This window comes from Streptomyces sp. NPDC055243 (genome assembly GCF_044544025.1).
Classification (GTDB): Bacteria; Actinomycetota; Actinomycetes; order Streptomycetales; family Streptomycetaceae; genus Streptomyces.
In genome coordinates this window covers 1-26695 of sequence record NZ_JBITWR010000003.1, presented here as the reverse complement: position 1 = coordinate 26695, position 26695 = coordinate 1, and the positions used below count along the sequence as shown (strand labels likewise).

The following is a 26695-nucleotide window of genomic DNA, read 5'->3' as shown; positions in this document are numbered from 1 at the left end:
GCCCGGGGCTAGTCCCCGGGGGCGTCCGGGCGGTCCGCGTCGGTGGAGACGTTCAGGACCTCGTCGATGCGGTCGGCACTCAACCGCTCCTCACCGGCGGCGGACGCCGCGATGATGAGTTCGCCGCACAGCTCGATCTCGGCAAGGGCGACGTGGTCCTGAACAGTCGTACCGCGCACCAGAGCCACGTTCATCACCTCTTCCTGACCTTGCTTCCTGCCGGTACCGACTTCCTAGAGTAGGGAGCGGCCTACACACCGCGCATGGCACGGACGGACCATTTCCACACCCCCGGGCGCGACTAGCCGGGTACCCCCACTCCCCGGGGATTACGTCTCCGCTTCGCTCTTTCCGCCGCTCTACTTCTCGGCGATCTTGCCCGCGAAGATGTCCTCGCTCGCCGGCAACCGCACATCCACCCGCACCCCGAAGTCGTACAACAACGTGGTCGACGCCACTTCCGCGTTCGCGACACTGAAGTGCTGCCGCAGCTTCCGCAGCCGCCCCTCCTCGTCGAGGTACGCGTCGAACGGCACCCCACCCTTGCTGAACCCTTTCGCCGCCGCCCCCAGGGCCCGCCGCTGCCCCTCGGAGGCCGCCTTCGCGGCGCTCGGCAGGTCCGCCGTCCCGCGGTAGTGCCGCACCTTCACGCCCGCCACCGCCGTCTCCCCGACGTACGACGCCTTGCGCACACCCCGCAGCAGCTCCGCCGCGGCCAGCGGATCGGTGGCGCCGCCCGTGACCAGGTTGCCGTCCGAGAGGGACGCCGTGTCGATCCGCACCCACTTGTCGGCGGGCACCCCGGCCCCCCGGTTCTTCATGTAGAGCGCGCCGCTCGCCATCAGCTCCGTGATGGGGCGGTGCTCCTCGTCCCCGGCGGGATCCTTCGGCAGCACCACCACGAACCGCCCCACCTGCCGCCCGAAGTCGTACGAGCCGTGCCCGCGGATGGTCACGCGGGTCCCGCCGCTGGCCATCTCCATGGACGTACGCGCCTTGGAACTCCCCGCGCGGACCAGGGCGTCGGCGGAGTCCCGCACCACGTCGACGGCGTCCTCGGCGGCGCTGCGCCCGTCGTCGGCCGCCGCTCCGCCGCCCGAGCATCCCGTGGCGACGGCCATGAGACCCACCGCCGCGGCCGTGACGACCGCCCCGCCTGTGCGCCTGTGCTGCTGACCCATCGCCCGACTACCCCCAAGCCTTCCCGCGAGGTGCTGTAGCCCCCTGTCGTTCCGTGTAACGACCGGTACGTTGACCCGTCACGCGGAAGAGCGTTCACCTGGCGTGGGTACGGTGGAGTCGTGGCCCAGGAGCAACAGGACGAACCCCACCGCGCGACGACGGTCGAACAGGGCCGGTTCTGTGCGGCCCGGTGCAGCTGCGGCTGGCGCGGCCCCGCCCGCAGAGCGCGCAGCAAGGCCCGCACGGACGCGGAATCCCACATGGCGGACGGGTAGGCCGCAGGCCCCCGCTCACGGCTCCCGCGCATGGCCCCCGCTCACGGGCCCCGCGCCGATCCCGCACAACTCCCCTTGCCGCTCACCGGAACCCACCGGTCCCGCAGCCCGTCTCGTACTCCGGGAAGCAACGGGAGGCGGGTCATGGAGCGACGTACGTTCATCAGCACGGCGGCAGCGGCGACGGCGGCGTTCGCGGCCGCGGGCTGCACCGGTTCCGGCGGAGGCAGCGGGAGCGGCGGCGGGGGCACGACCTCCCGCAGCGCGGGCTCCCCGGGCTCCAGCACCCCCATCCGCACGTCCAGCGCCGCCGCGTCCGCCGCCGCGAACCTCACTGCCCTCGCCAAGGACCTGGACGGCACCCTGGTCAAGCCGGGAGAGGCGAAGTGGGCGGCGGCCCGCCAGCTCTACAACACGCGCTACGACAGCCTCAGGCCGACGGCGGTCGCGTACGTGGCGAACCCGGACGACATCCGTACGACCCTGGCCTACGCCCGCGCGCACGACGTCCCGGTCTCCATACGCAACGGCGGCCACTCCTACGGGGGTTGGTCGTCCGGCAGCGGCCGTCTCATCGTCGACGTGTCGAAGCTGAACAAAACGCGCGCCAGCGGTTCGACGGCCACGGTCGGCGCGGGCGCCAAGCTGATCGACGTCTACCGCGCGCTGGCCGCGAAGGGCGTGACGATCCCGGCGGGTTCCTGCCCGACGGTCGGCGTCTCCGGCCTGACGCTGGGCGGCGGCCATGGCGTGGTGTCCCGGGCGTACGGCCTGACCTGCGACAGCCTGACGTCGGCGACGCTCATCACCGCCGACGGCAAGCAGCTGACGGCGAGCAGGAGCGAGAACAAGGACCTGTTCTGGGCGCTGCGGGGCGCGGGCAACGGCAACTTCGGCGTGGTGACGGAGCTCCGGTTCCGCACGCACGCGGCCCCGCAGGGCGTCTCGGCCTACATGACCTGGCCCTGGTCGAAGGCGGCGGCGGTCGTCAAGGCGTGGCAGGAGTGGGGCCCCGACCAGCCGGACGAGATCTGGTCGTCGGCGCACCTGGCGAACACGCCGGGCGGCACGCCCACGGTCTCGGTCGCCTGCTTCTCCCTTGGGACGTACGGAGAACTCCAGAACGCGGTGGACCGCCTGGCGGACAAGATAGGCGCCCCGGCCCGCAGCGTCTCCCTCAAGCGGCGCTCGTACGAGGAGTCGATGGAGGTGTACGCGGGCTGCTCGTCCTTCTCGGCGGACGCCCAGTGCCACCTGCCCGGCGCGACGCCGGGGCGGAGCCCGCAGGGGGCGCTGAACCGCGAGACGTACGCGGCGAGTTCGGACTTCTTCGACCGCTCGCTCTCGGCGGCGGGCATCCGCGCACTCCTCTCCCAGGTGGAGAACGTGACGGGCGCGAGCGCGGGCAGCATCGCGCTGACCGCCCTCGGCGGCGCGATCAACCGCGTCGACCCGACGGCCACGGCCTTCGTGCACCGCCGCTCGCGGATGCTGGCGCAGTACATCGCGTCGTGGCGCCCCGGCACGTCCGGAAAGCCGGCGCAGGCATGGCTCAAAACGGCCCATGGAGCGATGGCCCGATACGCGTCCGGCGCGGCGTACCAGAACTACGCGGACCCGACCCTGACCAACTGGCGCGAGGCGTACTACGGTTCGGCGGCACCACGCCTGAAGGCGCTGAAGAAGCAGTACGACCCGAAGCGCTTCTTCGACTTCCCCCAGGCGTTGTAACGGGCTCCAGAGCCCCGCGCGCCGTCGATCACCGGCTTCGCCGAGTTCGTCCTCCATCGCCGGACGGGGTCTGGGCCGGGAAGAGGAAAGTCCTTACCCCGGACGGCGGCCCCCGCAACCCGAACAGCTCACCCGACACGCCCTCAGGTGGCCCACTCCCCGGAAGGGGACTGCTCTGGGGGTATGACCCCACGAATAGCCAAGGCCGCCGCAGCCACCGCCACGCTCCTCGCCCTGGCCACCCCCACGGCCCACGCCGCCACCACCCGGGCGGAGCACCCCGAGGCAGGCCCCATGGCCATTGCCTCCGCAGGAGTCACCGCCGCAGCGGCCGGCACCGGCTGGTGGCTGCTGAAGCGCCGCCGCGCAGAGGCGGAAGCACAGACGGAAGCGGAGACGGAAGCCGCGCCAACTGCTCCCCCTACGCCGCGAGATCCCGCTCATCCGGCCCGGAGGCCGCCCGCCGAGGCAACTCCGCCACAGCCTCCCCCGGCTTCGCCCACACCAGCCACCCGCCCCGCCCCGAACGCCCGACAGCCTTGGCAACAGGCGTGAGCGCGGCCATCGCAAGCGGCGAGAGCAGCAGCACGACAGCCGTCCCGAGCGCGAATCCGCCCACGACGTCCGTCGGATAGTGCACGCCCATAAAGACCCGGCAGAACCCTTCGAGCAAGGCGAGGGCGATGCCGACGAGACCGAACTTCCGGTTGGCCACGAAAAGCCCGACACCGAGAGCCATCGCGAGCGTCGCGTGATCGCTCACGAAGGAGAAGTCGGTCTTTCCGTGCACAAGGAGTTCCAGCCCGTCGTGATCCTTGAAAGGCCGACGACGCTCGACAAATCCACGGATCGGCACATTCACCAGGACAGCGATCCCGGCCGCCAACGGCGCCCAGACAACAGCGGCGACAGACGAAGCGGCGTCATCGAGCGCGCCCCGCTTTCGCTGGCCCCACCAGCACCAGAGGACGAGCAGAACAAGCGCGACCAGCAATCCGTACTCGCCGACGAATGCCATCGACTTCGCCAGCAAGGCCGGCGAATCCTCCGCCAGGCCGTTGATGTCGTAGAGCAGGCTGACGTCGGGGTTCGACCCGGTTGTGTCGAGTCCAGCCATGGTGCTGCGGCCCCTTGTCTCCTCGCCTCGGACGCACCTTGCCGTGCGCCCTTCCATCAACCCCCGTGGTCCAGTGCTGCTTGCCGCGTGGTCAATGCCGCTCGCTACCGGGTGGTCTCGCTCTTCCAGTCAAGGGAACGCACGGTCCCCTTCACTACGTTCCACTCTCCACCGAATGATCACTGAGACGTTATCGAAGAGAGACTCATCGCCGCAGCTCAGAGAAGTGTACTGACGGAGAGTTCAAGCCACATCACGCCCCGCGCACGCGCTCCGCGAGCGGCGTCCGCGCGGGCTCTCAGGCCGCGGACCGCTTGTCGGGCACGGCATTCGCGCCGTCCTCGGTGACGCGAGTCGCGCCAAAATAATCCGGCGTATCGATGGGGTCGAAGCGGATCACCGCACCGGCCCGCGGGGCATTAATCATGTAGCCCCCGCCGACATAGATCCCGACATGCCGGATGGCGCGTGAATTGGTGAGGTCGTCCGAGAAGAACACCAGGTCACCCGGGAGCAGTTCGTCCCGTTTCGGATGCGGTCCCGCGTTGTACTGGTCGTTCGCGACACGCGGCAGATCGATGTCCACGCTCCGATAGGCGGCGAGCGTAAGACCGGAACAGTCGAACCGTCCGCCCTGCTCGGGGGTTCCGTTTCCACCCCACAGATACAGCGTGCCGAGCTTCTTCTGCGCGTAGTAGATGGCCCCTGCCGCCTGTTGTGACGGCTGCACCCTGCTGGTGGGCCGGGCGAAGCTCTTCTCCAGGTCCGTGATGGTCTTCACGTAATTCTGGGTCTCGCTGTAAGGCGGCACGCCGCCGTACTTGATGACGGCGTACGCACCCGCGTTGTACGCGGCGAGCATGTTCTCCGTCGGACTTCCCGGGGCGTCCTTCACATAACTGGCGAGTTTGCAGTCGTACGAGGCGGCGGACGGGATGGCGTCCTGCGGGTCCCACACATCACGGTCGCCGTCGCCGTCACCGTCGACCCCGTGCGTGGCCCAGGTCCCCGGGATGAATTGCGCTATCCCCTGGGCCTTGGCCGGGCTCTTGGCGTTCGGATTGAAGCCGCTCTCCTGGTACAGCTGGGCGGCGAGCAGCGCGGGGTTGATCGCCTTGCACAGATTGCCCCACTTCTGCACGAGGGGCTGGTAGGTACTGGGTACGGCGCCCTTGGCGAGGCCGACATTCCCCTGCCCGGCGCCGTTCGCGATGCTTCCCGCGGCCATGTACGTCCCCACGACGAGCAGGGCGATGAAGCTCATCGCCCCACTGATGCCGACGGCTGCGACCAGCCACGCCTTACGCACCGTCAACCACCCCTCACCGCGCGGGAGTCCACCGTGCCTCAGTCTAGAGGCGTGCGGGAGCCGGGGGGCGTAACTCGAGGGCGCGGCTACGGTTGTCGGCAGCGCGGAAGGCTCCCACCCGGCGCCCGTCCGCCTCCGACCGGGCACCCACCAGGCTCCGACCCGGCACCCGCCCGCTCACCCGCCCACCCTCGGAAAGGACCGTCCGCATGCCCGAGGACACCCCCCGCATCCCCCCGGACCTCGACTGGATCCGCGCCGCCCCCGAAGGGGAGGAAGGCCCGGGCCCCTGGATCGAATTCGCGTACGGCCAGGACGACGCCGTCCATCTGCGGGAGACCAGTGCCCCCGAGAACGTCGTGACCACGACCCGGGCCAAGTGGGACGCCTTCGTACTCGGCGTACAGGCGGGCGAGTTCGACCACTTCGTCGAGGGCCACTGATCGTGGCCCACTGATCTTGGGTTACTGATCTTGGTCTACTGGTCTTGGTCTACTGAACGAACTCGTCCGTCAGAACGCAGCCGTCGATCAGCGCGGGCGCCGTGGAGACGTCCCCGACCGGCTGGAAGTTCGGGTTGCAGTTGAGGATCAGGAGCCCGGAGGCCGACAGGTCCCGGATCGTGTCGTCGTCCGGGGCGATCACGGCGAAGTCCTTGCCGATGGCGAAGCCGCCCTTCACGCCGGCCAGCTCACTCGTCTTCATCCGCTCGGCGACGTCCGCCTTGTACGCCGTCTGGAACTGCTTCATGTCGCTGGTCTTGAAGACCCGGATCCAGCCGTCGCCGCCGTCGTCGCACGTGCCCCGGAACTGCACGCCCCAGCCCATGTCGAACTTCTCGTCCATGGGGTAGTAGCGCTCGTCCGACGGATCGATGCTGTAGCGCTCGCAAGTGGTGAAGCGCTGGAGGTACTCGCCCGCGGCCATGACGGTGTCCGCCTGGGGCAGGTTCTCGAGCATCCACTTCTGGCGGACTCCGGGCCCACCGCTGGTACCGCCGTTGCGAGCGGGCGCTTCGTCCGAGCCCACGCCGGGAGTGGCACTGGAGCTGGGAGCGGGAGTGGCACTGGAGTCGGATGCGTCCCCGGTGCCGGTGTCGGTGCCCGCCCCCTTGCCGGTGTCGGACCCGCCGCCGGCGACAACCCCGGCGGCGGACCCGGCCCCCGAGCCGGAGGCCCCCGCGTCCTCCCCGTCCCCCTCGCACCCGGAAACCGTCAAGGCGAGCGCCGCCGTCACGAAGACCGCGGCCAGTCTGGAGCGCGTACGCATGGTGTGATCCGATCCCCCGTCGAGTAATGACGCCGGGACCCTAGATCAACCGCATGTCCATGATCAAACCACTCCGTACGCGTCCCACCCCGCTGTCCCAGGCAAGGCATGTTCTCGCAGGTCAGACCCCTGGAACCATTCCAGCGTCCCAGATGACCCGGCGTACCTTGCCCCTGCCGGGACCGCCCCCTTTAGCTGTGATCACCACTGAACAGCAGCACTACTCCGGGGGAACCCATGAAGCACACCCGCAAGGCAGTCGCAGCCGTCATCGGCCTCGTCGCGGCCCTCTCGCTCACCGCCTGCAACGGCGACGACAACGCGGCGGGAGCGGCGGACAGCAAGACCACCGTGCCTTCCTCGTCGGCGGACAAGGGCGGCAGCAACGAGGACTCCGGCACCGGCGCCGGAGACGCCTCCGGCGGCGCGGAGGCCTCGGGCGGCGGTGGCGAAGGGACCTCCGGAGGAAGCGGTGGCGGAGACGAAGCCGCCCAGGGCACGTCCGCCGGTACCGGCGACAACAGCAACGGCAAGGTCGGCATCTGCCGTACGGACGAGCTCGAAGTGAACGCGACCGACAACACCACCGACAAGACGGAAGGCGTCGTCACCGTCGTCTTCAAGAACGGCGGCGGCCGCGACTGCACGATCAACGGCTACGCGGGAGTCGATCTGACCGCGAACACGGGCGACACCCTCTCCGTGGACCGCAACGGAGAGCCCCCGGCCAAGAGCATCCTGAAGGACGGCGAATCCGCCGCCTTCAACATCACGTTCCCGTACAACAACACCGGCGGCTCCGGCGTCCGCATCACCAGCCTCGTCGTCACGCCCCCGAACGAGACCAAGCACGTGACCCTCGACTGGCCCGCGGGCACCCTCCCGGTCTCCGACACCCCGGCCAAGCTGGAGATCAACCCGGTGGGCAAGGTCAGCGACTCCCCGGCGGGCTGACCCGACCGAGTACGGCGCGAACCCCGGCGCGGCGTCCCCCCGGACCGCCGCGCCGGGGCCTTCTTGCGGGCGGCGGGAACGCCGCGTCAGCGAGATGGCGGCCCGCCCAGAAGCACGGGTCGCCGGCCATGGGCGCTCAAGCGACCCGTGGCCGCACCACCTTGAACCCGAAGCCGTACGTGCCGAGCGCGTCCCCCACCCCTATGAACAGCAGCGCGGCGTGCTCCTGACCGCGCGCGGTCCCGATGCCTCCCAGATCCAACTGGGAGGCATCCGGCCATCCCAGGTCGCCGAGCAGCCGCCGCACGGTCTGCTTGGCGGCGGCGTCGTCACCGGACAGGAAGACCATGCCGGGCTCCTCCAAGCTGCCCGGATTCGTCATCACCACGGAGTCCATGGTGACGAGCGTCTTGACCACCGGCGTCTCGGGAAACGCGGCCTGAATCTCCTCGCTGAGGCTGTAGTTGGGATGGGAGAGCTCCATCCCCTCGGTGAACCCGACACCGACGTCGACCAACACCTTCCCGGCCAGCGCGGTAGCGCCGATCCCCTTCAGCAGCCCCACCGACTCCGTTCCGGGCGTGGCGTTGACCAACACCTCCCCGTGAGCGGCGGCCTCCCCGAGCCCCACGACCGTGAACCTCTGCAACTCCTCCGCATCACCCCGCTCTTTCGGGTCACGCGACCCCAGCACGACGTCATGCCCCGCCGCCTCCCAGCCGCTCGCCAACGCACGCGCCACATGTCCGGTTCCAAGCAATCCGATTCGCATGGACACGAAGCTAACTAGCCCTGGGAGCAGGGGAATCGGGCCAGAGCCCTATGTCGTATCGGCCCGTCGACGTACCCCTGAAGCCCGAGGCCCAGCCATGACCCCGGCCGCTCACTCCCCCTCTCTGTACGGGATGCGCATCACGCCACGCTTTGCCCGATAGGCGCCGCTTCAGACACCTTTGCCGCAAACTTCGCACTCGCGAAACAGCAGGCCCCATGGATAGCGTCGGTTGACTCAGGCTCCCTCTCCCCACCGCGGCGAGAACGCGGCACCGGAGTGCCGGTGAAGCCCCTGACACGCACCACCGCCGGCTGCGTGGACACGACCAGACGACCCCGGGGGTAGGAATGGCCGAGAAGCTGAGAGTCGACGCGGTCGAGCTCGAAGGATTCATGAAGCTGCTCGATGGATCAGTCACGTCCTTGAGGGGCCTGCGAAGCGCCTTGTCCGGTGCGACCGTTGGCGGGCTGGGGACGGATGAGCTCGACAAGGCGTGCGAGGAGTTCCAGGGGGACTGGAAGTACGGCGCGGAGCAGATCGGTGAGCAGACGGAGGATCTGAGCAAGATCATCGAGAAGAACAAGGACGCCTTCATGGAGGTCGAAGCCGCACTTGCGAAGGCGATGAACAAGGCCGGAAAGACCAAGGACGACATCGTAGAGGTGCCGAAGTGACGAGTGCCTCCACCTATCCGGATCTCGGCTTTGATCCGACCCCTGGAAACCGCGACACCGTCAAGGAGCTCCACAAGAAGCTGGGCACCTGCGTCACCATCCTCCGCGACACCCGCAAGGTCGTCACCAAGCTGATGGACGGCAGCTATTGGGAGGGTGATGCGGCAGTAGCCTTCCGCGAGACCATCAAAGACGGGCCACTGACGCTCAATCTGAAGAACGCCGCCCGCTCCATCGAGAAGGCCGCCACGCAGTTGGAGCGCTGGGAAGGCGACCTGGACGACTTCCAGCGCCGGGCGAGGGATCTGAACGGGAAGGCCAAGGACGCCAGGGAAGCCTTGAAGGCCGCGAAGGGAGATGCCGACACCGCCGGTGATGATCCCGACCTGGACAAGAAGGGCAAGAAACAAGAAGACGCGAAGAAGGCCCAGAAGCTCGCCGACGGCAAGGTAGAAGAAGCTCAGGCGGAACTCGACCGGATTCTGGGCAGGGCCCGAAGCCTGCAGAACGAGCACAGCGAGAGGTCCAAGTACCGCGCGGAGAAGATCCGCGACGCGACGGACAAACTGGCGCCGCATGAGCCTGGCGCGTTCGAAGAAGCCTGGGAATGGGTCAAAGAGAACCTTCCAGACATCCTCAGCGCACTTGCCGGGGTGCTTGCCCTGGCAGCGATCTTGGCTACTGCACCTTTGGGCCTTGGAGTAGCAGCCGCACTAATGCTGGCGGCTTCAGCTGCAAGTGGTGCGGCGCTTGGGGTCCGAATCTCGGATCCGGTCGTGCGGCAGTCGCTGATGGACGGTTTCTCCAAAAACGAGTACGACGCTGACTTCTTCGGAAACCTGGTCTCGGTAGGAGCCGACGCGGTAGGGGTAGCCCCCGGGCTCAGCGCCGTCGTTAAGGGTGGCCGGGTCGCCACTCGTGCGGTGCGTGCAGGAACTGGGGCCATGAGCCTCGGACAGAAGTTGGCGACCTACGGCACACAGACATTGGATGCGGGCAAGGACGTCATCCAACTGGGAAACCCTTTGATCAAAGCAGCGGTTACGAGCGAGACGGCAGCCGAAAACGTAGCCGTCACTTCAGGCGCTATGGGCCTCGCGACTTCTGGCTATGGGTTCTTCGATGACGACGAAGGCAGGGCCGAGGTGACGACCAGGGTTGATGGGGGGCGTCTCCTACTCGACGTACCAGGAATCCCGTTCATCGCACGCGCCTTCTCGTAAACATCCTGCTGCAGAAAGAAGAACCCCGATGAACCCTGCTGACTACCCCACTGCATGGCAGCATCCGCCAACACGACGCGCCTGGTTCCTACTCATGATCAAGAACGTGGCCGGGCTCATCGGGTGGGTCGGCGTCTGGATCGCATTCCTCGGGCTTTCCATCGACAGGGACTGGGTGCTATGGATTTTTATTCCATACTCCATCTACGGCAGTTGGCGACTCTTCGTCCAAGTCTTCGGGTACTTCCCTATCGCTATGCGTAAGCTCCGCATCCTGCGTGCATACCCATGGCAGGTCCTTCGAGGAGTGTCGTACGGCCTGACCGACTATCCCGACATCCTGGGCGCTCAGCACGGATGGTTCGAGTTTCCCAACCCCGCCAACCCCCAGCAGCAACTCCCCCTCGTCGTCTCCAACCACCTCCGTGTGGGCTGGTGGCACCGCAGGATGGCGCCCCGGGCCAAGCCGCAGCTGAAAGCCCGCATCGAGACGATCTGGTTCGCCGGCGACCCTCGCATGGTCGGCATCGTTGCCGCGCCCTCACCGAGTGGCCGAACTCCCGGTCACTTCAAGATCCTCAGGCAGCGTCTGGCGATGGCCGATCAAGCCCTCACCACAGAGTGGGGTGCCACAGCCGAGGACGTGGAACGCGGTCGTCGCGCCGGATTCACCCCGTACGTTGATCCGCGCAAACCGAAGGTGAAATCCCTGTGACCGCGCCCAGGTTCCTTCTCGACGAGTCGGCCCATGACCCCGAAGCCGATCTCTGGTTCGCCGAACCGGCAGGCTTCACCGCGATTCCCCTCCGCGCCCTGTTGCACCCGCCCGACTCCCCCGGATCCGACGCTCTGCGCAACGCCATCGCACCGATCCTGGACTCCTTCGGGGACGACCTCGCCCGCCAGCAGTTCCTGGTGCAGCTCGCACGAGGGCAGCAGCTGTTGGCCGTTCTCGCCGAGGCCGGTACCACCCGCTGCTCGATCGGTCTGCACCGCGACGACGTATCCGGCAGCAACACAGGCGAGAACAGCGGCGGCCTCCTGTTCTCCCTCTTCACCCTCTCCTGGCGAGACATCGCCCCCGCCGCCCCCGCCATCACCGCAGCCCGCGCCGTCGCGGGCGCCGAGGGCCACGCGAACATCGAGTACCTCGAACTGCCCTGCGGCCCCGCCTCGTTCAGCGAGCTCGTACGTACCCCGAACGCCGACTCCGGCCTCCCCCAGGACCCTGTCCTCCAGGTCTTCGCCCACCTCCCCCACCCGGACGGCAAACGCCTGGTCGTGCTCACGCTGGGCACCACCGCCGTGAACCGGCGTGCGGAGTACCGGAGCCTGATTCACCAGATCGCCGAGAACGTCAGCTTCGAAGACCCTCTGCTCGAGGCCGAAGCGATCATCAAGGCCGGTGAGCGCAGCTAGCCTCCCGGAGCGCCTGCCGTCGCCGGGGTGAAGATCTTGGCCAGGTGGTAGTCGAGCGTGGCGCGTACGTCGTCCAGGGTGCGGCGCTCGTGGAGTACGTCCCCGCCCAGGCCGACCGCAGCGGCCACCAGCAGGTCCGCCTCACGCTGTGCGTCCAGGCCGGGGGCCGTCTGGCCGCTCTCCTGGGCCGTGGCGATGAAGCTGGCGACGAGCTCCTCCAAGGGGTGGTCGTCGCTCAGGAAGACCGCCGCGATGGCGGGGTCGGTGAGGCTGCGGGCGTAGTAGGCCGAGAAGACCCTCAGCGCCATGGCCCGTTGCGCGTCCAGGGGCAGGAACTCGTCGAGCATCGCGCTCAGTACGCCTCGCAGGTTCGCGGGGTCGTAGTGGACGCGGGTCCTCGCCAGGCGTTCGTTCTCGCGGTGGAGCATGTGCAGGGCGGCGACCATGAGCTGGTGCTTGCTGCCGAAGTGGTACTGGACCACCCTCAGCGACACCCCCGCCTCCGCCGCGATCTCCCGCATGCTCGCCGCGTCCAGACCCCGCTCGGCGGCGATGCGCCACACCGCCTCGGCGATCTGGCGCCGCCTGCGCGACCGGGCGGCGGACGTGGGCGCCGGGCTCTCGGGCGCCGGGACCGGCGGCCGCTTCCGGCGTCGGTAGGCCCTCGCCTGGCAGCTGCGGGAGCAGTAGAGAGCGGGGCGGCCGCGCTTGCCCGCGGCGCTGATTCCGGCACGGCAGACCGTGCAACGAGCCTTGTTTTCGTCACGCACGACTCCCACTATAGGACCTCGAATGTGTGACGTAATAGAGAGATATTCCTTTCTAGATAGGGAAATTCCATTGCGCCGTTGATACGTTCGTATCGTGAAGTACGACATCCTGCAGATCCTCGGCGCAGTCCTGATGTGTTTCGCCGCGCAAGGCCTCATCCGACTGCTCATCGACCACGACTACAACGGCTTCCTCGGCTGGCTCCCCGGTGGCTTCGCCGCCCTCCTGGCCGCCTACGGCATGGCGACCACCGCCGGCCTTCTCCTGACCGGCTGGGGGCACACCCGGGCGAAGGCGCTCGGCCGCCGCGGCTGAAGGCGGGCGGGCAGGCAGGAGGGACGGAGGGTGCGCGGGCTGTTGACGAGTGTCCAACTTTCCCCGATCGTTGGGGAATTGAGCGCAAATCAAAGCGCTGTGCTGTGACGGCTGGGGGGAGCCGAACATGCAACCTGGGGACGAGCACGCCACGCCGGGAGCAGAGCCCAACGACGCGGTGCCGCCGGGCCAGGGAGGCCACTTCGGGCCCCCGCCCCCGATGGCACCCCCGCCCCCGACGCCCTCGTCGCCGCCACCCCCCTCGTCGCCTCCGCCCCTGCCGCCGCCTCCCGCAGCCCCGCCCACCTACGGCCCACCCGCGCCAGCGCCTGCGCCCGCACCGCTGCCCGCGCCAGCGCCCCCTCCCGCCCCCGACGCCCTGCGCGCCCTCTCCGCGGGCCTCCTCAACCTCACCGGCCTCGGCCTCGGCTACGTCCTCCTCAAGCGCTGGCTCCTCGCCGCCCTCTGCTGGGCCGCGACCGTCGGGCTCCTCTTCGTGGCGTTTCCCGCCGAGGTCGACGGCGTCCCCGGTGGCGTACTCGTCGGGTTCATCGCCTTTCTCGTCCTCGCCGCGGCCGACGGGGCCCGCCGCGCGCTCCGTACCCACCAGAGCTGGCCGCTGCGCGCGCCGCTCGCCGCCGGGCTCGGGCTCGTCCTGCTCGCCGTGCCCGCCGGCGGCGTCATCGCGTACGACGCCGCGCGCGACGAAGCCGTCGAGGAGATGCTGCTCGACCGGCTCGACAAGGCCGACAGAATCGTCACGGCAGCCGACGGCCGCACCTTCGACGCCGCCGAGGACGACTACCGCTCCGCCCTCGCCATCTACCGAGACCTCGGCGACGACCACCCGGGGTCGAAGGCCGCCGAGCGCGTGCCGGACAGCCTCACCGCGTACTACAAGTCCGTCGCCGCCCCGTACGACGAGCGCAAGTACTGCGAGGCCCTGGAGCCCCTGAAGTACCTCCGCACCCTCCCCGGCTCCCTCGGCAAGGACCGCGTCGGCACCCTCGCCACCTGGCCCGACGACCGTCTCGCCACCTCGCTCTACGAGTGCGGCGCCCAAGGTCTCGGAGCGGCGGCCGGCGGCGCCGAGTTCGGCGAGCTCCTGCGGACCTTCCCCGACTCCGACCAGGCAGCGAAGGTCGAGCCCGCCATCCGCGCCGCCATCGACGCGCGCTCCACGGACCTGAAGGGCTCCGACCCCTGCAAGGCCACCGACGAGCTCCGCGGCATCGGCTCCACGGCGAAGGCCCTCCCCGACGACGCGGGCGGCGGCCTCTCCGGCGACGCGGCCGGGGCGGTGGAGTCCGGGGTGTACGCGTGCGGCGTGGACGAGTTCAAGGACGGGAAGTTCGCGGAAGCGGCCAAGACGCTCAAGAACTTCGCCGGGACCTACAAGAGCAACGGCAAGCGCGACCGCGCCAAGGACATCGCCATCGCCGCCGAGATCGCCGATGCCCGCCCGTCGGCCGGAAGCAGCCTGCCCCCGACGAAGGCGCCGGGCGGCGCGAAACTGACGTACGTCGTCGAGAACGGCGGCCCCGGAACGCTCGAAGTCCTCTACACCGGCCCCACCACCGGCAGCATCAAGCTCGCCTCGTGCGGCGGCTGCAAGACGTACACCAGCAAGGCCCAGGGCAAGAAGGCCTGCCTCGCGGGCAAGGGCCACCCCCAGAAGACGCTCAACCTGCCCCCGGGCGACTACCACTTCCTCTACAAGCGCGACGCGAGCGGCGTGGGCGGCGTACGCAACAATGCCGAGGGCAGCAAGGTCCAGCCCGGCTACCGCTACACCGACTGTTCGTACGTAGTGACGGGCGGCGGGCTCGGCGGTCTCGACGGCCTGGACGGTCTCGATGGCCTCGACGGGCGTACATGACCCATGATGTGAGTCTCCGTCACCGGACCAGGTCAGAATGAGACCTGGTCAGAGGGCACGCCGGGCCGTCATTGCCCGGCGTCACTCACCGTGATACACAGAGTGACCATACGTTTCAGCCAACGAATGACGCCAAGTCGACATGCACTGGCCCATTTGTCGGCGAGAATGAGCTGTCCTCTGTACTGCGGTAGGCAGAGGTGACAGAACAACCCACTAGGGGCGGTGAGTTACACATGCTTATGGCAGCCGAAAAGGGCGACATCACCACCATCATCGGCGGGATCGCCCCCGACTGGGGTCCCTTCGGGAGCCTGGGCAACGAGGCACGGGTGATGATCGAGGTCGTGATGGCGATCGCCATCCTCCTCTGTCTCGGCATTGCGATCTGGGGCGCGGCGAAGCAACGCATCGGCGCGACGGCGCTGCGCGACACCTTCAGCGCGGAGCAGGGCAAGGGCCTGATCATCGCGGGCCTGACCGGCGTCTTCATCATCGGATCGCTCGGCACGGTCTTCACCATCGTGTACGGCATGGCGGTCTAGCGCCCGCCACCCACGTACGTCCCCGTCTCCCTGTCCCCCCGTCCCCCTCTCCCCCTGTCCCCCTCCGACCCACCCACCCGTCGTGCCCACCGGCTGAGGTTGCAACTCCCTGATGTCGAGTCACCACACCGCGCCCGCGCGGGAACCAGCACGGCTACCGTCGTACGTGGCGGTTCACCGAGAGGTTGAGGGGGCGTACGCGGCATGAGTCTCGACGACGAGCGGAACGACGGCCTCTACGGCGGCTCGGGCGAGACCCGGACGCGGCTTCCCGAGGGCGAGGGGGGCGGCCAGGACGGGTACGGGGGAGGGCGCAGATCCGGCCGTTCTTCGTCACGGAGCCTCGTGACGGTGGTCGGTGTGGTGGTGGTGCTCATCGCGGCCATCGCCTTCGCGAACCGCGGCGGTGAGGGGTCCTCCTCCGGAGGGGGAGGCGGCGACGGCAAGAAGGCGGGGGCGGATCCCACCGCCGCCACCGGGGAGCAGCCCGTCGACGGCAAGACGGCCGGGATTCCTTCCGGGTTCGCGAAGAGCGAGCAGGGTGTCCAGTCCGCTGCCGCGAACTATGCGTCGGCACTGGGTTCTGACGGCATGTTCAACCAGACCCGTCGGCACCAGATCGTGCAGACCATCGCTGACCCCAGCTCGGTGAACAAGCTGCAGAACGGGTTCGACTCCGACTATTCGCAGGCCTTCCTGAAGAAGATCGGGCTGAACAACGCCGGCAGTGCACCTGCGGGGAGCACGTTCGTGAACCGCACGCTGCCCGCCGGCACCAAGATCAAGAGCTACAGCGCCAGCAGCGCCACCGTCGAGGTCTGGTGCAGTGGCCTGTTCGGGCTCACCGGCGAGAACTCCACCAACCCCGTCACGGGCAGCTGGTTCACCGTGACGATGAAGCTGAAGTGGAGTGACGACGACTGGAAGGTTCTGGACTCCAGCCAGAAGTCCGGACCGACGCCGGTGAACGGCGACAACCCCATCTCCGGAGCCGACGAGATCGGCGAGGCGGTCAAGGAGTACGGAGGGTTCACGTATGCCCGGTAGCCCACGCCGTGCACTGAAGGTCACCGCCGTCCTCGCGGCGGCGCAAACCGCAGCGGTGCTGACGGCCACACGTGCCTTCGCAGCCCCGGAGCCGAAGGACGACCCCTGCGAGCTGATCGCGGGCCCGGCAAAAAAGTACTGCGAAAAAGGCCAAGACGGCGGCAGCAGCAGCGGAGGCAGCGGTGAGTACCCCACCGACGCCCCCATCGACTCCACCGCCGACCCCCTCGCCTCCCTGGCAAAGGGCTGCGCCGAAGCCGCTTCCTGGACCGTCGACAAGCTCTCCGAAGCCGTGAAGAAGACCGCCGAGGTCGACTTCACGAACCCCAGCTTCCTCAAGCAGTACGCGGTCGTCTTCGCCGCGTCGACCATCCTGACCCTGCTCCTCTGGCTCCTCGCGGTGGCCAAGCGCGCGGTGCGCGGCGTCCCCCTCACCACCGCGCTCTCCGAAGCCATCGGGTTCCTGTGGCTGACGGTCCTCGCCTCCGCCTTCACGCCGCTGATCCTCTACACGGTCGTCTCGGCGGCCGACGGCGTGAGCGACGTCATCGCGAAGGCGACGGGCGGGCAGACGGACACGTTCTTCGGGACGTTCTCCGCCGCGCTGAAGAAGGGCGACGACATCGGCGGCGGGCCGATCATGCTGATCGTCGTCTCGCTCGTGTCGATCCTCGCGGCCGGCATCCTCTGGCTGGAGCTCGTCATCCGGGCCGCCCTGCTCTACGTGGGCGCGCTCCTCGGCACCGTCGTGTACGCGGGTCTCGTCGACAAGAACCTGTGGACGCACGTCCGCCGCTGGGCCGGGATCATGATCGCGGTGGTCCTGGTGAAACCCATCATCGTCATCGTGCTCGGCCTCGCCGGAGCGCTCTCCGCCGACGACGGGCCCGACTCCTTCTCGGCGGTCGTCTCCGGGCTCTCGATCATCCTGCTCGCCATCTTCGCGAGCGCCATGATCTACCGCTTCGTCCCCGGCTTCGGCGACGAGATCGCCAACACCCGGAACAACCGCATCTCCCAGGGCGCCGAGAACCGTGCCGCGGCCGTCATCTCCTCCCCCGCGTCCCTCGTGTCCCAGGGGATCAAGACCCACAGCTCCCGTGGAGGCGGCGGCGGAGGCGGCAACAGCCAGGCGCGGCCCGCCAACCCCCTGAGCGGCGGCGTGGCCGCCCACAGCAGCCGCCCCGGCGGAGGCGGCGGCTCATCGAACGGCGGCGGATCTGTCCCCTCCGCCGCACCCCCGCCCCGGGGCAGCGCGACCAGCACTCCGCACGCGCGCAACCGCGGCGGCGCAGGAAACGGTTCCACTGGAAGTACCAAACGCACGGGAGGTGAAGGGCGTTGACGACTCAGTCCCACGTGTCGCAACCGGTCGCGCCCCGCCGCACATATCTGATCGGCCGCGCGCGGCCCAACGCGATCGTCGGCAAGAACCGGGAGACCGGCGAGATCGCGATGATCATCGCGGGCGCCTTCCTCGGGATGATGTGCGGACTCCTCGTCCCTGTCCTCTCCTTGCGCATCGTGCTGCTCATGGGCTTCCCGATGCTGGCGATCGCCGCGGTCTACGTCCCCTACAAGGGCCGCACGTTCTACAAGTGGTTCGAGATCAACCGCAGCTACAAGCGCTCCCTCAAGCGCGGCACCGCCTACCGCTCCGCCACCCCCGAGGCGGGCATCCGCTTCGACGGCAAGGAGATCGAGGTCGGCCCGCCGCCGGGCATCGGGCGCATCAGCTGGCTGGCCGCGCCCTTCGGCCCCGACGAGATCGCCGTGCTGCTGCACGCCGACCGGCGCACCGTCACCGCCGCCATCGAGATCGAGGGACCGGGCGTCGGTCTGCGCGACTCCGAGGACCAGGAGGCCCTCGTCGACCGGTTCGGGACGCTGCTCAAGCACGTCGCGAACGGCGACGGGTTCGTGACGCGCCTTCAGATCCTCGCGCGCACCCTCCCGGCCGACCCGGACGCCCACGCCAAGGACGTCAGCGTACGAGGCGACGACCGGGCACTGCCCTGGCTCCAGCAGTCGTACGAGCAGCTCCAGTCGATGGTCTCCACCAGCAGCGAGCAGCACCGCGCCTATCTGGTGGCCTGCATGCACTACTCGCGCGACCTGGCCGCCGAGGCCCAGGCGATGGCCCGCGCCAGCCGCCCGCACGGCGGCCGCAAGCTCGACAAGGACGCCGGTCTCGCGGTCGTCATGGCGCGTGAGCTGACCGACATCTGCTCGCGGCTCCAGGAAGCCGACATCCGCGTACGGCAGCCGCTCGGGCAGGGACGTCTCTCCTCGCTCGTGCACTCCATGTACGACCCGGACCACCCCATCGACCACATCCAGGCGATGACGAAGCGCAACGCCTGGCCCGCCGAGCTCGACGCCATGGAGCCCACCTACCTCCAGGCCAAGACCCGCGAGTCCTCCACCCGCGCCCCCTGGTGCCACGCCACGGCCTGGGTGAAGGAGTGGCCGATGACGCCCGTCGGCGTCAACTTCCTCGCCCCGCTGCTCGTCCACACCCCGGACGTGATCCGCACGGTCGCGGTGACCATGGACCTCGAACCCACCGAGGTCGCCATCGAGCGCATGCTGACGGAGAAGACGAACGACGAGGCGGAGGCGAGCCGCCAGGCCAAGCTGAACCGCACGGTCGACCCGCGTGACATCGCATCGAACTCCCGTCTGGACCAGCGCGGCGAGGACCTGGCGAGCGGCGCGGCCGGCGTCAATCTCGTCGGCTACATCACCGTCTCGTCCCGTTCCCCCGAAGCCCTCGCGCGCGACAAGCGCACCATCCGGGCCTCGGCCGGGAAGTCGTATCTGAAGCTGGAGTGGTGCGACCGCGAGCACCACAGGGCCTTCGTCAATACGCTGCCGTTCGCGACCGGCATCCGACGCTAGAGGCGAGGGCTGCCAACATGCGGGATCCGCTGACCATCCTCACGGACGCCTTCACGTCCTTCCTGTTCGGGAAGGTGGAGACGACCCGACTTCCGGTGCGTACGTCGACGGGGCAGGCCCAGGCCGTCTATCTGCCGACGGCCGCCCCCGGCCTCGGCGACTCCGGCGTGATCATCGGGCGCGAGGTGTACTCCGGCAAGGGGTACATCTACGACCCCTTCCAGCTGTACGGCCAGCAGCTCCCCGCCCCGCACTGGCTGGTGCTCGGCGAGTCGGGCAACGGCAAGTCGGCCCTGGAGAAGACGTACGTCCTGCGGCAGCTGCGCTTCAAGGACCGGCAGGTCGTCGTGCTCGACGCGCAGGGCGAGGACGGGGTGGGCGAATGGAACCTCATCGCCCAGGAGCTGGGTATAACTCCCATCCGGCTCGACCCCACGGCCGCGCTCGACATGGGGATCCGCCTCAATCCGCTGGACCCCGCGATCACGACGACGGGCCAGCTCGCGCTGCTCCGCACCATCATCGAGGTCGCGATGGGGCACGGGCTCGACGAGCGCTCGGGCTTCGCGCTCAAGGTCGCCCACGCGTACGTGAACGAGACGATCGTCGAGCGGCAGCCGGTCCTGATGGACATCGTGGAGCAGCTGCGGCACCCGGAGCCGGAGTCCGCGGAAGCGATGAACGTCGCCATAGACGACGTACGGGCGTGGGGTCTGGACGTCGCGCTCGTCCTGGACCGTCTGGTCGACGGTGACCTGCGGGGCATGTTCGACGGCCCGACGACGGTCGGCATCGACCTGGACGCCCCGCTGATCGTCTTCGACCTCTCGCACATCGACCGGAACTCGATCGCGATGCCGATCCTGATGGCGATCGTGGGCGTCTGGCTGGAGCACACCTGGATCCGCCCGGACAGGAAGAAGCGCATCTTCCTGGTCGAGGAGGCCTGGCACATCATCAACTCGCCCTTCGTGGCGCAGCTCTTCCAGCGCCTGCTGAAGTTCGGCCGACGGCTCGGACTCTCGTTCGTGGCGGTGGTCCACCACCTCAGCGACGTGGTGGACGGGGCGGCGGCCAAGGAGGCGGCCGCGATCCTGAAGATGGCGTCGACGAGGACGATCTACGCCCAGAAGGCGGACGAGGCGCGAGCGACGGGCCGCGTGCTGGGCCTGCCGCGCTGGGCGGTGGAGATCATCCCCACCCTCACGCCCGGCATCGCGGTGTGGGACGTGAACGGCAACGTCCAGGTGGTCAAACACCTGATCACGGAGACCGAACGCCCCTTGGTCTTCACCGACCGCGCGATGACGGAGTCGTCGGCGGACCAACTGCTCGGCGACGACGCGCTGCGGGCGGCGGAACTGGAGGCGGAGGAGCGTGCGGCGTACATGGAGCAGCAGATGAACGGCCCGTCGTCGTCGTCGCGTTCCGGGGTGGCGTAAGGGATGGCCTACCGGGAGCCCGAGCCCGAATACCGCGACCGGGGCGGCCGCCGTGAGTCGCGTGAACGGGGCATTCCCGACGGCGTGCTGGTCGGCGGCCTCGCCTTCGTGCTCGGCCTGACGGTCCTCGTCTGGTCGGCGACGGGCCTCGCGGGCTTCTTCTCGCACGGCTCCTGGCCCCAGAACGTCACCTTCGGCAATACGCCGGTGGCGATGCGGCATCTGTTGCAGCAGCCGCACGACATCGCGGGCGCGTGGCCGGCGACCCCGGCCGCCCAGCTCACGGGCTACGGCCTGTTCTGGGGCCTGCTGATCGGCCAGCTGATGGTGCTGGTGGTCCTGACGATCTTCGTCATGGGCACGGTGACGCGCTGGCGGGCGGTCCGGAGAGCGAGACGCGAGGGCCACTTGGCACCGCGTCCGGCGACGCACGCTCCGGCGGAGCCGACGCCGGTCGAAACGACACGGGTCGAGACGACCCCGGTCGAGAGGGCCCCGGTCGAGACGACCCCGGTCGAGACGGCTTCCGCCGAGGCCGCTCCCGCTCACGCTCCTCCAGCAGCCGTCCCCGCTGTGGGCAATCGTTCCGCAGGGCGGAACGGGTGGGCACAGCCCACACCGCCGGGCGCCGATGACCAGGGCGTCAGCCGCGCAGAGGGGTACGGCACCGAGACGCCGGGTACGGAAGCAGCCACGGTCCCCACCCCCCGTACGCCCTTGGTGTTGGGCCCCGCCGAAACCCGCCGCGCGCACGCGATCCAGGCCATCCGCGACGCGGAAAGCGCAGCCCTAGTACTCACCTCGGACCCCACCCTGTGGGAAGAGACCAAGGACGCCCGAGCGAAGCTGGGCCCGGTCCTGGTCTACGACCCCTCCCACCTCTGCGACACCCCCGCAAGAATGCACTGGTCCCCCACCACCAACTGCGAGGACAAGGCAGTGGCCGCACAGCGGGCCACCGCTCTGCTGGCCGCCATAAGGCCCAGCGCCAAGCTGGACAGCAGCGTCGCCGACACCGCCGAGACCCTCCTGCGCAGCTTCCTCCACGCGGCAGCGGTGGACGGCCGCCCCGTCAAGCACGTACACCGCTGGGCCCAGGGAACGGGAGTCCAGGACGCCGTACGGGTCCTGCGCACGCACCAGAAGGCAGCATCGGGCGCGGCGGGCGAACTGGAGGCGGCGCTCACGGCATACCCCGAACGCCGCGACATGGCCCAGGAGTTGACCGCCCGCGCACTCTCCGCCCTTTTCACCCTGAACGTACGGGAATCCTGCACCCCAAACAGAACAGATGCCCTCACCCTGGATTCCTTCATCGATGAAGGGGGCACGCTTTTCGTGGTGGGTGAAGCCATCGAGGACCCCAAATCGCCCAAGGGTCCGGGGGCCATGCCCCTCCTCACGGCACTCGCCTCAAGCGTGGTCGAGCACGGCCGGCGCATGGCCGAACGGTCATCCTCCGGTCGGCTCGACCCACCAATGACGCTGGTCCTGGACGACGTGGCCGCCGTGGCCCCGCTCCCCCAGCTCCCGGATCTCCTGACCACCGGCGCGGACCGCGGTCTGCCCACCCTGGCCCTCCTCCGCTCCCGCGAACAGGCCCGCACCCGCTGGCCCCACACGGAACTCCCCGGCTAGACAGGACCGGGGCGGGGGTCCCCTCGGGGTTCCCGTCCTACCGCGGTACTACCCGCCACCGCCCACGTCCCGCCCCTGGTCCGACGCCGCGCACCTTCGCGAGCGCCAGCATCAGAAGCATGATTCGGGCATACGAACTCACCAAGCGCTACGGCGAGAAGACCGTCGTGGAGGACCTGTCCTTCACCGTCCACCCCGGCACCGTCACCGGCTTCCTCGGACCCAACGGCGCGGGCAAGTCCACCACCATGCGGATGCTCCTCGGCCTGGACGCCCCGACCCGCGGCCGCTCCACCGTCGGCGACCGGACGTACGCCACGCACACCGCGCCCCTGCACGAGGTGGGCGCGCTCCTGGAGGCCCGGTCCGTCCACCCGGGCCGCACCGCCTTCCACCACCTGATGGCCCTGGCCCACACGCACGGCATCCCGCGCCGCCGCGTCGAGGAGGTCCTCGACCTGGTGGGCATCCATGAGGTGGCCCGCAAGCGCGTGAAGGGCTTCTCGCTCGGCATGGGCCAGCGGCTGGGCATCGCGGCCGCGCTCCTCGGCGATCCGGCCGTGGTCATCCTCGACGAGCCGGTCAACGGCCTCGACCCCGAGGGCGTCCTGTGGATCCGCAACCTCCTCAAGTCCCTCGCCGCCGAAGGCCGTACGGTCCTCGTCTCCTCGCACCTCATGAGCGAGATGGCGCTGACGGCCGAGCACCTGATCATCATCGGCCGCGGCAGGCTCCTCGCCGACACGACAGTCGAGGCGTTCGTACGCGAGTCCGGCACGGGCTCCGTCAAGGTCGTCAGCCCCGAGGCGGGCCTGCTCGGCGAGCTGCTCGCCGCACCCGGCGTACAGATCACGAGTGACGCGCCGGGCGTCCTCGACGTACGCGGCACGGACGGCGAGCACATCGGCCGCACGGCGGCGCACCACGGCATCCCGGTCTTCGAACTCACCCCGCACACGGCATCGTTGGAGCAGGCCTTCATGGACCTGACGCGGGACTCGGTCGAGTACGTCGCGTCGGTCTCCCCCGGCGTGCCGGAAGGAGCGGCGGCATGAGCACCGCGACGGCAACAGCCCCCACGTCAACCGCCCCCTACCGTCTCTCCACCCGCGGAATCCTCCGCTCCGAGTGGCACAAGCTGTGGACGCTCCGCTCGACCTGGATCACGATCGGCGTGGCGAGCGTCTTCACCGTCGTCATCGGCATGATCGTCGGTGCCACCTACACGCCCGACCCCGCCAACGAGATCGACCCGGTCACCTACGCCCTGCTCGGGACCCAGATCGGCCAGGTCGCGATCGCGGTCCTCGGCATCCTCATCACCGCGGGCGAGTACTCGACGGGCATGGTGCGGGCCACGATGGCCGCGGTGCCGCACCGGCTGCCGGTGCTCTGGGCGAAGACGGCGGTGTTCGGCACGGTCGCGCTCGGGACGCTCCTGATCACCGACTTCCTCACGTTCCCGCTGGCCCAGATCTTCCTCGGCGGCTCGGACCTGGAAGCGTCGCTCGGCGACCCCGGCATCGCCCGCGCCGTGGCGGGCTCCGCGGCCGGGACCGCCCTCATCGGCGTCATCGTGCTCGGCCTCGGCTCGGCCCTGCGCAGCATCCCGGGCGCGATCGGCGCGTACGTCGGCGGCCTGATCCTCCTGCCGCAGCTCGCCACGATGATCCCGAACGACCTGGTGCGCGACCTCCTGAACTACTTCCCGCTGCCGGCCGCCGAGTCCCTCGCCGCCGTGCAGACGTCGTCCGGCGACCTCTCGCCCGGCGCGGGCCTGCTGACGCTGTGCGCGTGGGCGGTGGCGTCGCTGGCAGCGGCGGCGTATCTGCTGAAGCGACGCGACGTATGAGCGCTTCCCGTACGAGGATGCAACCGTGACCTCCCGGACCTCCCCGCGGCCCGACGGCAGCGGAAGCCGCCAGGGCGCCCCGGACCACGACTGGTCCGCGGGCGCCCAGCCGCTGACGCGGTACGTGGAGCGCTGCCTCCAGTGGCTGCGGGCCTTCGACCGGCGGCATCCATGGGCCTGGGACCTCCATCTGACCGGGTTCTTCGTGTTCGCCGCGTTCATCGACCTCGTGGGCGACGGCTGGCGGAACATCGCCCAGAACACGGATGTCCCGGCCTGGACGCTGTACGCGATCACGCTGGCCGTCACGGTGCCACTCCTGTGGCGCCGCACCCATCCGCTCGCGGTCTACGCGGTCATGCTGTTCGCGTCCCTGATCAACAACTGGACGGGCGCCGTCCTACAGGCCTCGCTCACACTGCTCATCGTCGTCTTCAACATCGCGACACGGCTTCCGCCGCGCACCTTGGCCTGGTCGTACGCCCTGCTCGTGCTGCCGCCCGTGGTCGGCCACGTCCGCCACCCGCAGGGCAGTTGGGACCAGCAGGTCGTGTCGACGATGATGAGCTTCGCGATCGTCGCGCTGCTCGGCATCGCGGTCCGCACCCGCCAGGAATACATGGCATCGCTCGTGCAGCGCGCCAAGCAGCTCGAAGTGGAGCGCGACCAGCAGGCGCAGCTGGCCACCAACGCCGAACGCACGCGTATCGCCCGCGAGATGCACGACATCATCGGCCACAACCTCTCGGTCATCACGACCCTCGCGGACGGCGGTTCGTACGCCGCCGCCAAGTCCCCGGAGCGCGCGGCCCAGGCCCTGACGGCCATCGGCACCACGAGCCGCCAGGCCCTGACGGAGCTGCGCCGACTCCTTGACGTACTGCGGGAGGACGCGCCTCAGGCCCAGGAGGGTGCCGCACTCGCCCCACAGCCCGCACTCACCGACCTGGACCACCTCATCGACGGCGTAAGGGCAGCGGGCCTCCCGGTACGCAACACGGTCAGCGGCCGGCCCGACTCGCTCCCGGCGGGCCGCCAGCTCACGGTCTACCGCGTGGTGCAGGAGGCCCTCACGAACACCCTCAAGCACGGAGGCCCGGAGGCGACCGCTCACGTGGAGGTCGCGTACGGCGATGACGCGGTGCGGGTGACGGTGACGGACACGGGTGTGGGCGGCGCGCCACCGACTCCAACCGCGGCGTCTTCGACCACGGGCCCCGGCGGCAGGGGTCTGACGGGAATGCGCGAGCGAACGGCCCTCTACGACGGGACACTTGAGGCAGGCCCGCTGCGGCACCCGCCGGGCGGCTGGCAAGTCGTACTCCGTCTCCCCAAGGAACCCGCCCAGTGACGACCGTGCTCATCGTCGACGACCAGCCGATGCAACGCTTCGGCTTCCGCATGCTCCTGGAGAGCCAGGACGACATGAAGGTGGTGGGAGAGGCCGGCAGCGGCAGCGACGCGGTCCGCATGACGGCCGAACTCCACCCGGATGTCGCCCTGATGGACATCCGCATGCCGGGCCTCGACGGCATCGAGGCCACGCGCCGCATCGTGGCCGCGGGCGACCGCACCCGCGTCCTGATCCTCACCACGTTCGACCTCGACGAATACGCGTACGCGGGCCTGCGCGCGGGCGCATCCGGCTTCCTCATCAAGGACGCGCTGCCGGAGGAGCTCCTCTCCGGCATCCGGGCGGTCGCCACGGGAGACGCGGTCGTGGCCCCGAGCCTGACCCGCCGCCTCCTCGACGCGTACGCCGATCACCTGCCGACACGCTCGGGCGCGGACGCCGACCCGACCCGTGACCCGCGCCTGGCCTCACTGACGGACCGGGAGCTCGAAATCCTGACGGTCATCGGGCAGGGCTGGACGAACGCGGAGATCGCGGGCCGACTGCACCTGGCGGAGTCGACGGTGAAGACGCATGTGGGCCGGATTCTCGCCAAGACGGGGGCGAGGGACCGGGTGCAGGCGGTCATTCTGGCGTACGACACGAAATTGGTGCGGCCGGAGTGAATGCAAAAGGGCCCTTGGCGGGCCCTAAACGCAGAAAACCCCCGCACCAGAGGTGCGGGGGTTTCCCGTTAATAATAGTTCGGCGGCGTCCTACTCTCCCACAGGGTCCCCCCTGCAGTACCATCGGCGCTGTGAGGCTTAGCTTCCGGGTTCGGAATGTAACCGGGCGTTTCCCTCACGCTATGACCACCGAAACACTATGAAACTGTCAACCGCACCGTAGTCGTGGCCCGACATACGGGGTTGTTCGTGGTTTCAGAACCAACACAGTGGACGCGAGCAACTGAGGACAAGCCCTCGGCCTATTAGTACCAGTCACCTCCACCCGTTGCCGGGCTTCCAGATCTGGCCTATCAAC

Annotated in this window: 27 protein-coding genes and 1 rRNA gene; 20 read left to right on the top strand and 8 right to left on the bottom strand. The window is 69.2% G+C overall.

Annotated elements, in window-relative coordinates; translation table 11 throughout:
• Positions 1-8: 8 nt before the first annotated feature.
• Both ACIGXX_RS09865 and ACIGXX_RS09860 read right to left on the bottom strand, forming a co-directional pair.
• Positions 9-194 (bottom strand): hypothetical protein, encoded by a 186-nt coding sequence (locus ACIGXX_RS09865; protein ID WP_351168345.1) that lies wholly within the window; start codon positions 192-194, stop codon positions 9-11.
• A 165-nt stretch (positions 195-359) separates the two neighbouring features.
• A complete protein-coding gene (locus ACIGXX_RS09860; protein WP_351168343.1) occupies positions 360-1181 on the bottom strand; it encodes a hypothetical protein in 822 nt (273 codons plus the stop codon).
• A 120-nt stretch (positions 1182-1301) separates the two neighbouring features.
• Between ACIGXX_RS09860 and ACIGXX_RS09855 the strand changes: the two genes are divergently transcribed.
• Both ACIGXX_RS09855 and ACIGXX_RS09850 read left to right on the top strand, forming a co-directional pair.
• A complete protein-coding gene (locus ACIGXX_RS09855) occupies positions 1302-1457 on the top strand; it encodes a hypothetical protein (protein WP_351168341.1) in 156 nt (51 codons plus the stop codon).
• Positions 1458-1601: 144 nt separating this feature from the next.
• A complete protein-coding gene (locus tag ACIGXX_RS09850) occupies positions 1602-3188 on the top strand; it encodes an FAD-binding oxidoreductase (protein ID WP_399974456.1) in 1587 nt (528 codons plus the stop codon).
• A 421-nt stretch (positions 3189-3609) separates the two neighbouring features.
• Here the strand turns inward: ACIGXX_RS09850 and ACIGXX_RS09845 are convergent, their stop codons facing one another.
• Both ACIGXX_RS09845 and ACIGXX_RS09840 read right to left on the bottom strand, forming a co-directional pair.
• Positions 3610-4305: a phosphatase PAP2 family protein gene (locus ACIGXX_RS09845; RefSeq protein ID WP_351168337.1), complete on the bottom strand. Its 696-nt coding sequence runs from the start codon at positions 4303-4305 to the stop codon at positions 3610-3612.
• Positions 4306-4603: 298 nt separating this feature from the next.
• Positions 4604-5614 (bottom strand): bifunctional lytic transglycosylase/C40 family peptidase, encoded by a 1011-nt coding sequence (locus ACIGXX_RS09840; RefSeq protein WP_351168335.1) that lies wholly within the window; start codon positions 5612-5614, stop codon positions 4604-4606.
• 209 nt (positions 5615-5823) lie between these two features.
• Between ACIGXX_RS09840 and ACIGXX_RS09835 the strand changes: the two genes are divergently transcribed.
• Positions 5824-6057, top strand: coding sequence for a DUF397 domain-containing protein (locus ACIGXX_RS09835; RefSeq protein WP_366462737.1), 234 nt, complete (start codon positions 5824-5826; stop codon positions 6055-6057).
• A gap of 49 nt (positions 6058-6106) precedes the next feature.
• On the opposite strand, the gene ACIGXX_RS09830 is transcribed toward ACIGXX_RS09835, so the two are convergent.
• The gene (locus ACIGXX_RS09830; protein ID WP_399974451.1) at positions 6107-6883 is read right to left on the bottom strand and encodes a hypothetical protein; all 777 of its coding nucleotides are present in this window, start codon (positions 6881-6883) and stop codon (positions 6107-6109) included.
• A gap of 237 nt (positions 6884-7120) precedes the next feature.
• Here ACIGXX_RS09830 and ACIGXX_RS09825 point away from each other — a divergent pair, with 237 nt between their 5' ends.
• Complete coding sequence (locus tag ACIGXX_RS09825) at positions 7121-7837, top strand: DUF4232 domain-containing protein (protein ID WP_399974448.1); 717 nt, start codon at positions 7121-7123, stop codon at positions 7835-7837.
• Positions 7838-7973: 136 nt separating this feature from the next.
• Here ACIGXX_RS09825 and ACIGXX_RS09820 read toward each other — a convergent pair whose 3' ends face one another.
• Entirely contained in the window at positions 7974-8609 is a 636-nt protein-coding gene (locus tag ACIGXX_RS09820) for an NADPH-dependent F420 reductase (RefSeq protein ID WP_399974445.1), read from the bottom strand.
• Positions 8610-8959: 350 nt separating this feature from the next.
• On the opposite strand from ACIGXX_RS09820, the gene ACIGXX_RS09815 reads away from it, so the two are divergent.
• From ACIGXX_RS09815 to ACIGXX_RS09800, 4 genes are all read left to right on the top strand, one after another.
• Positions 8960-9286, top strand: coding sequence for a hypothetical protein (locus ACIGXX_RS09815; protein WP_399974442.1), 327 nt, complete (start codon positions 8960-8962; stop codon positions 9284-9286).
• On the top strand, positions 9283-10509 hold the full coding sequence (locus tag ACIGXX_RS09810) for a putative T7SS-secreted protein (protein WP_399974439.1): 1227 nt from the start codon (positions 9283-9285) through the stop codon (positions 10507-10509). The genes ACIGXX_RS09815 and ACIGXX_RS09810 overlap by 4 nt, the downstream gene beginning before the upstream one ends.
• 94 nt (positions 10510-10603) lie before the next feature.
• Positions 10604-11224 carry a hypothetical protein gene (locus ACIGXX_RS09805; RefSeq protein ID WP_399974436.1) on the top strand — a complete coding sequence of 207 codons (621 nt, stop codon included), beginning with the start codon at positions 10604-10606 and terminating at the stop codon, positions 11222-11224.
• On the top strand, positions 11221-11928 hold the full coding sequence (locus tag ACIGXX_RS09800; RefSeq protein ID WP_361473310.1) for a hypothetical protein: 708 nt from the start codon (positions 11221-11223) through the stop codon (positions 11926-11928). The genes ACIGXX_RS09805 and ACIGXX_RS09800 overlap by 4 nt, the downstream gene beginning before the upstream one ends.
• Here ACIGXX_RS09800 and ACIGXX_RS09795 read toward each other — a convergent pair.
• A complete protein-coding gene (locus ACIGXX_RS09795; protein ID WP_361473313.1) occupies positions 11925-12698 on the bottom strand; it encodes a TetR/AcrR family transcriptional regulator in 774 nt (257 codons plus the stop codon). The two genes, ACIGXX_RS09800 and ACIGXX_RS09795, sit on opposite strands and share 4 nt — an antisense overlap.
• Before the next feature lie 94 nt (positions 12699-12792).
• On the opposite strand from ACIGXX_RS09795, the gene ACIGXX_RS09790 reads away from it, so the two are divergent.
• The 12 genes from ACIGXX_RS09790 to ACIGXX_RS09735 all read left to right on the top strand — a co-directional run bounded on the left by ACIGXX_RS09790 (position 12793) and on the right by ACIGXX_RS09735 (position 26337).
• The gene (locus ACIGXX_RS09790) at positions 12793-13014 is read left to right on the top strand and encodes a hypothetical protein (protein ID WP_351168316.1); all 222 of its coding nucleotides are present in this window, start codon (positions 12793-12795) and stop codon (positions 13012-13014) included.
• A 127-nt stretch (positions 13015-13141) separates the two neighbouring features.
• Positions 13142-14893, top strand: a complete 1752-nt coding sequence (locus ACIGXX_RS09785) for a hypothetical protein (RefSeq protein ID WP_399974432.1) — start codon at positions 13142-13144, stop codon at positions 14891-14893.
• 236 nt (positions 14894-15129) lie between these two features.
• Positions 15130-15438, top strand: coding sequence for a hypothetical protein (locus ACIGXX_RS09780; protein ID WP_160505898.1), 309 nt, complete (start codon positions 15130-15132; stop codon positions 15436-15438).
• Between the two features lie 204 nt (positions 15439-15642).
• Entirely contained in the window at positions 15643-16485 is an 843-nt protein-coding gene (locus ACIGXX_RS09775; protein ID WP_399974428.1) for a hypothetical protein, read from the top strand.
• Positions 16475-17830 carry a hypothetical protein gene (locus ACIGXX_RS09770; RefSeq protein ID WP_399974425.1) on the top strand — a complete coding sequence of 452 codons (1356 nt, stop codon included), beginning with the start codon at positions 16475-16477 and terminating at the stop codon, positions 17828-17830. The genes ACIGXX_RS09775 and ACIGXX_RS09770 overlap by 11 nt, the downstream gene beginning before the upstream one ends.
• Entirely contained in the window at positions 17827-19386 is a 1560-nt protein-coding gene (locus tag ACIGXX_RS09765) for an SCO6880 family protein (RefSeq protein WP_351168308.1), read from the top strand. Before ACIGXX_RS09770 ends, ACIGXX_RS09765 begins: the two co-directional genes overlap by 4 nt.
• Before the next feature lie 17 nt (positions 19387-19403).
• Positions 19404-20828 (top strand): ATP-binding protein, encoded by a 1425-nt coding sequence (locus tag ACIGXX_RS09760; RefSeq protein WP_351168306.1) that lies wholly within the window; start codon positions 19404-19406, stop codon positions 20826-20828.
• 3 nt (positions 20829-20831) lie between these two features.
• Positions 20832-22466, top strand: coding sequence for a type VI secretion protein (locus ACIGXX_RS09755; RefSeq protein ID WP_399974421.1), 1635 nt, complete (start codon positions 20832-20834; stop codon positions 22464-22466).
• Between the two features lie 119 nt (positions 22467-22585).
• Positions 22586-23521, top strand: coding sequence for an ABC transporter ATP-binding protein (locus ACIGXX_RS09750; protein ID WP_399974418.1), 936 nt, complete (start codon positions 22586-22588; stop codon positions 23519-23521).
• Positions 23518-24318 (top strand): ABC transporter permease, encoded by an 801-nt coding sequence (locus ACIGXX_RS09745; RefSeq protein WP_399974415.1) that lies wholly within the window; start codon positions 23518-23520, stop codon positions 24316-24318. Before ACIGXX_RS09750 ends, ACIGXX_RS09745 begins: the two co-directional genes overlap by 4 nt.
• Positions 24319-24343: 25 nt before the next feature.
• Positions 24344-25669: a sensor histidine kinase gene (locus tag ACIGXX_RS09740; RefSeq protein ID WP_399974412.1), complete on the top strand. Its 1326-nt coding sequence runs from the start codon at positions 24344-24346 to the stop codon at positions 25667-25669.
• Positions 25666-26337 (top strand): response regulator, encoded by a 672-nt coding sequence (locus tag ACIGXX_RS09735; RefSeq protein ID WP_399974409.1) that lies wholly within the window; start codon positions 25666-25668, stop codon positions 26335-26337. Before ACIGXX_RS09740 ends, ACIGXX_RS09735 begins: the two co-directional genes overlap by 4 nt.
• 77 nt (positions 26338-26414) lie before the next feature.
• On the opposite strand, the gene rrf is transcribed toward ACIGXX_RS09735, so the two are convergent.
• Positions 26415-26531: ribosomal RNA gene (rrf, locus tag ACIGXX_RS09730) — 5S ribosomal RNA — on the bottom strand.
• Positions 26532-26695: the final 164 nt, after the last annotated feature.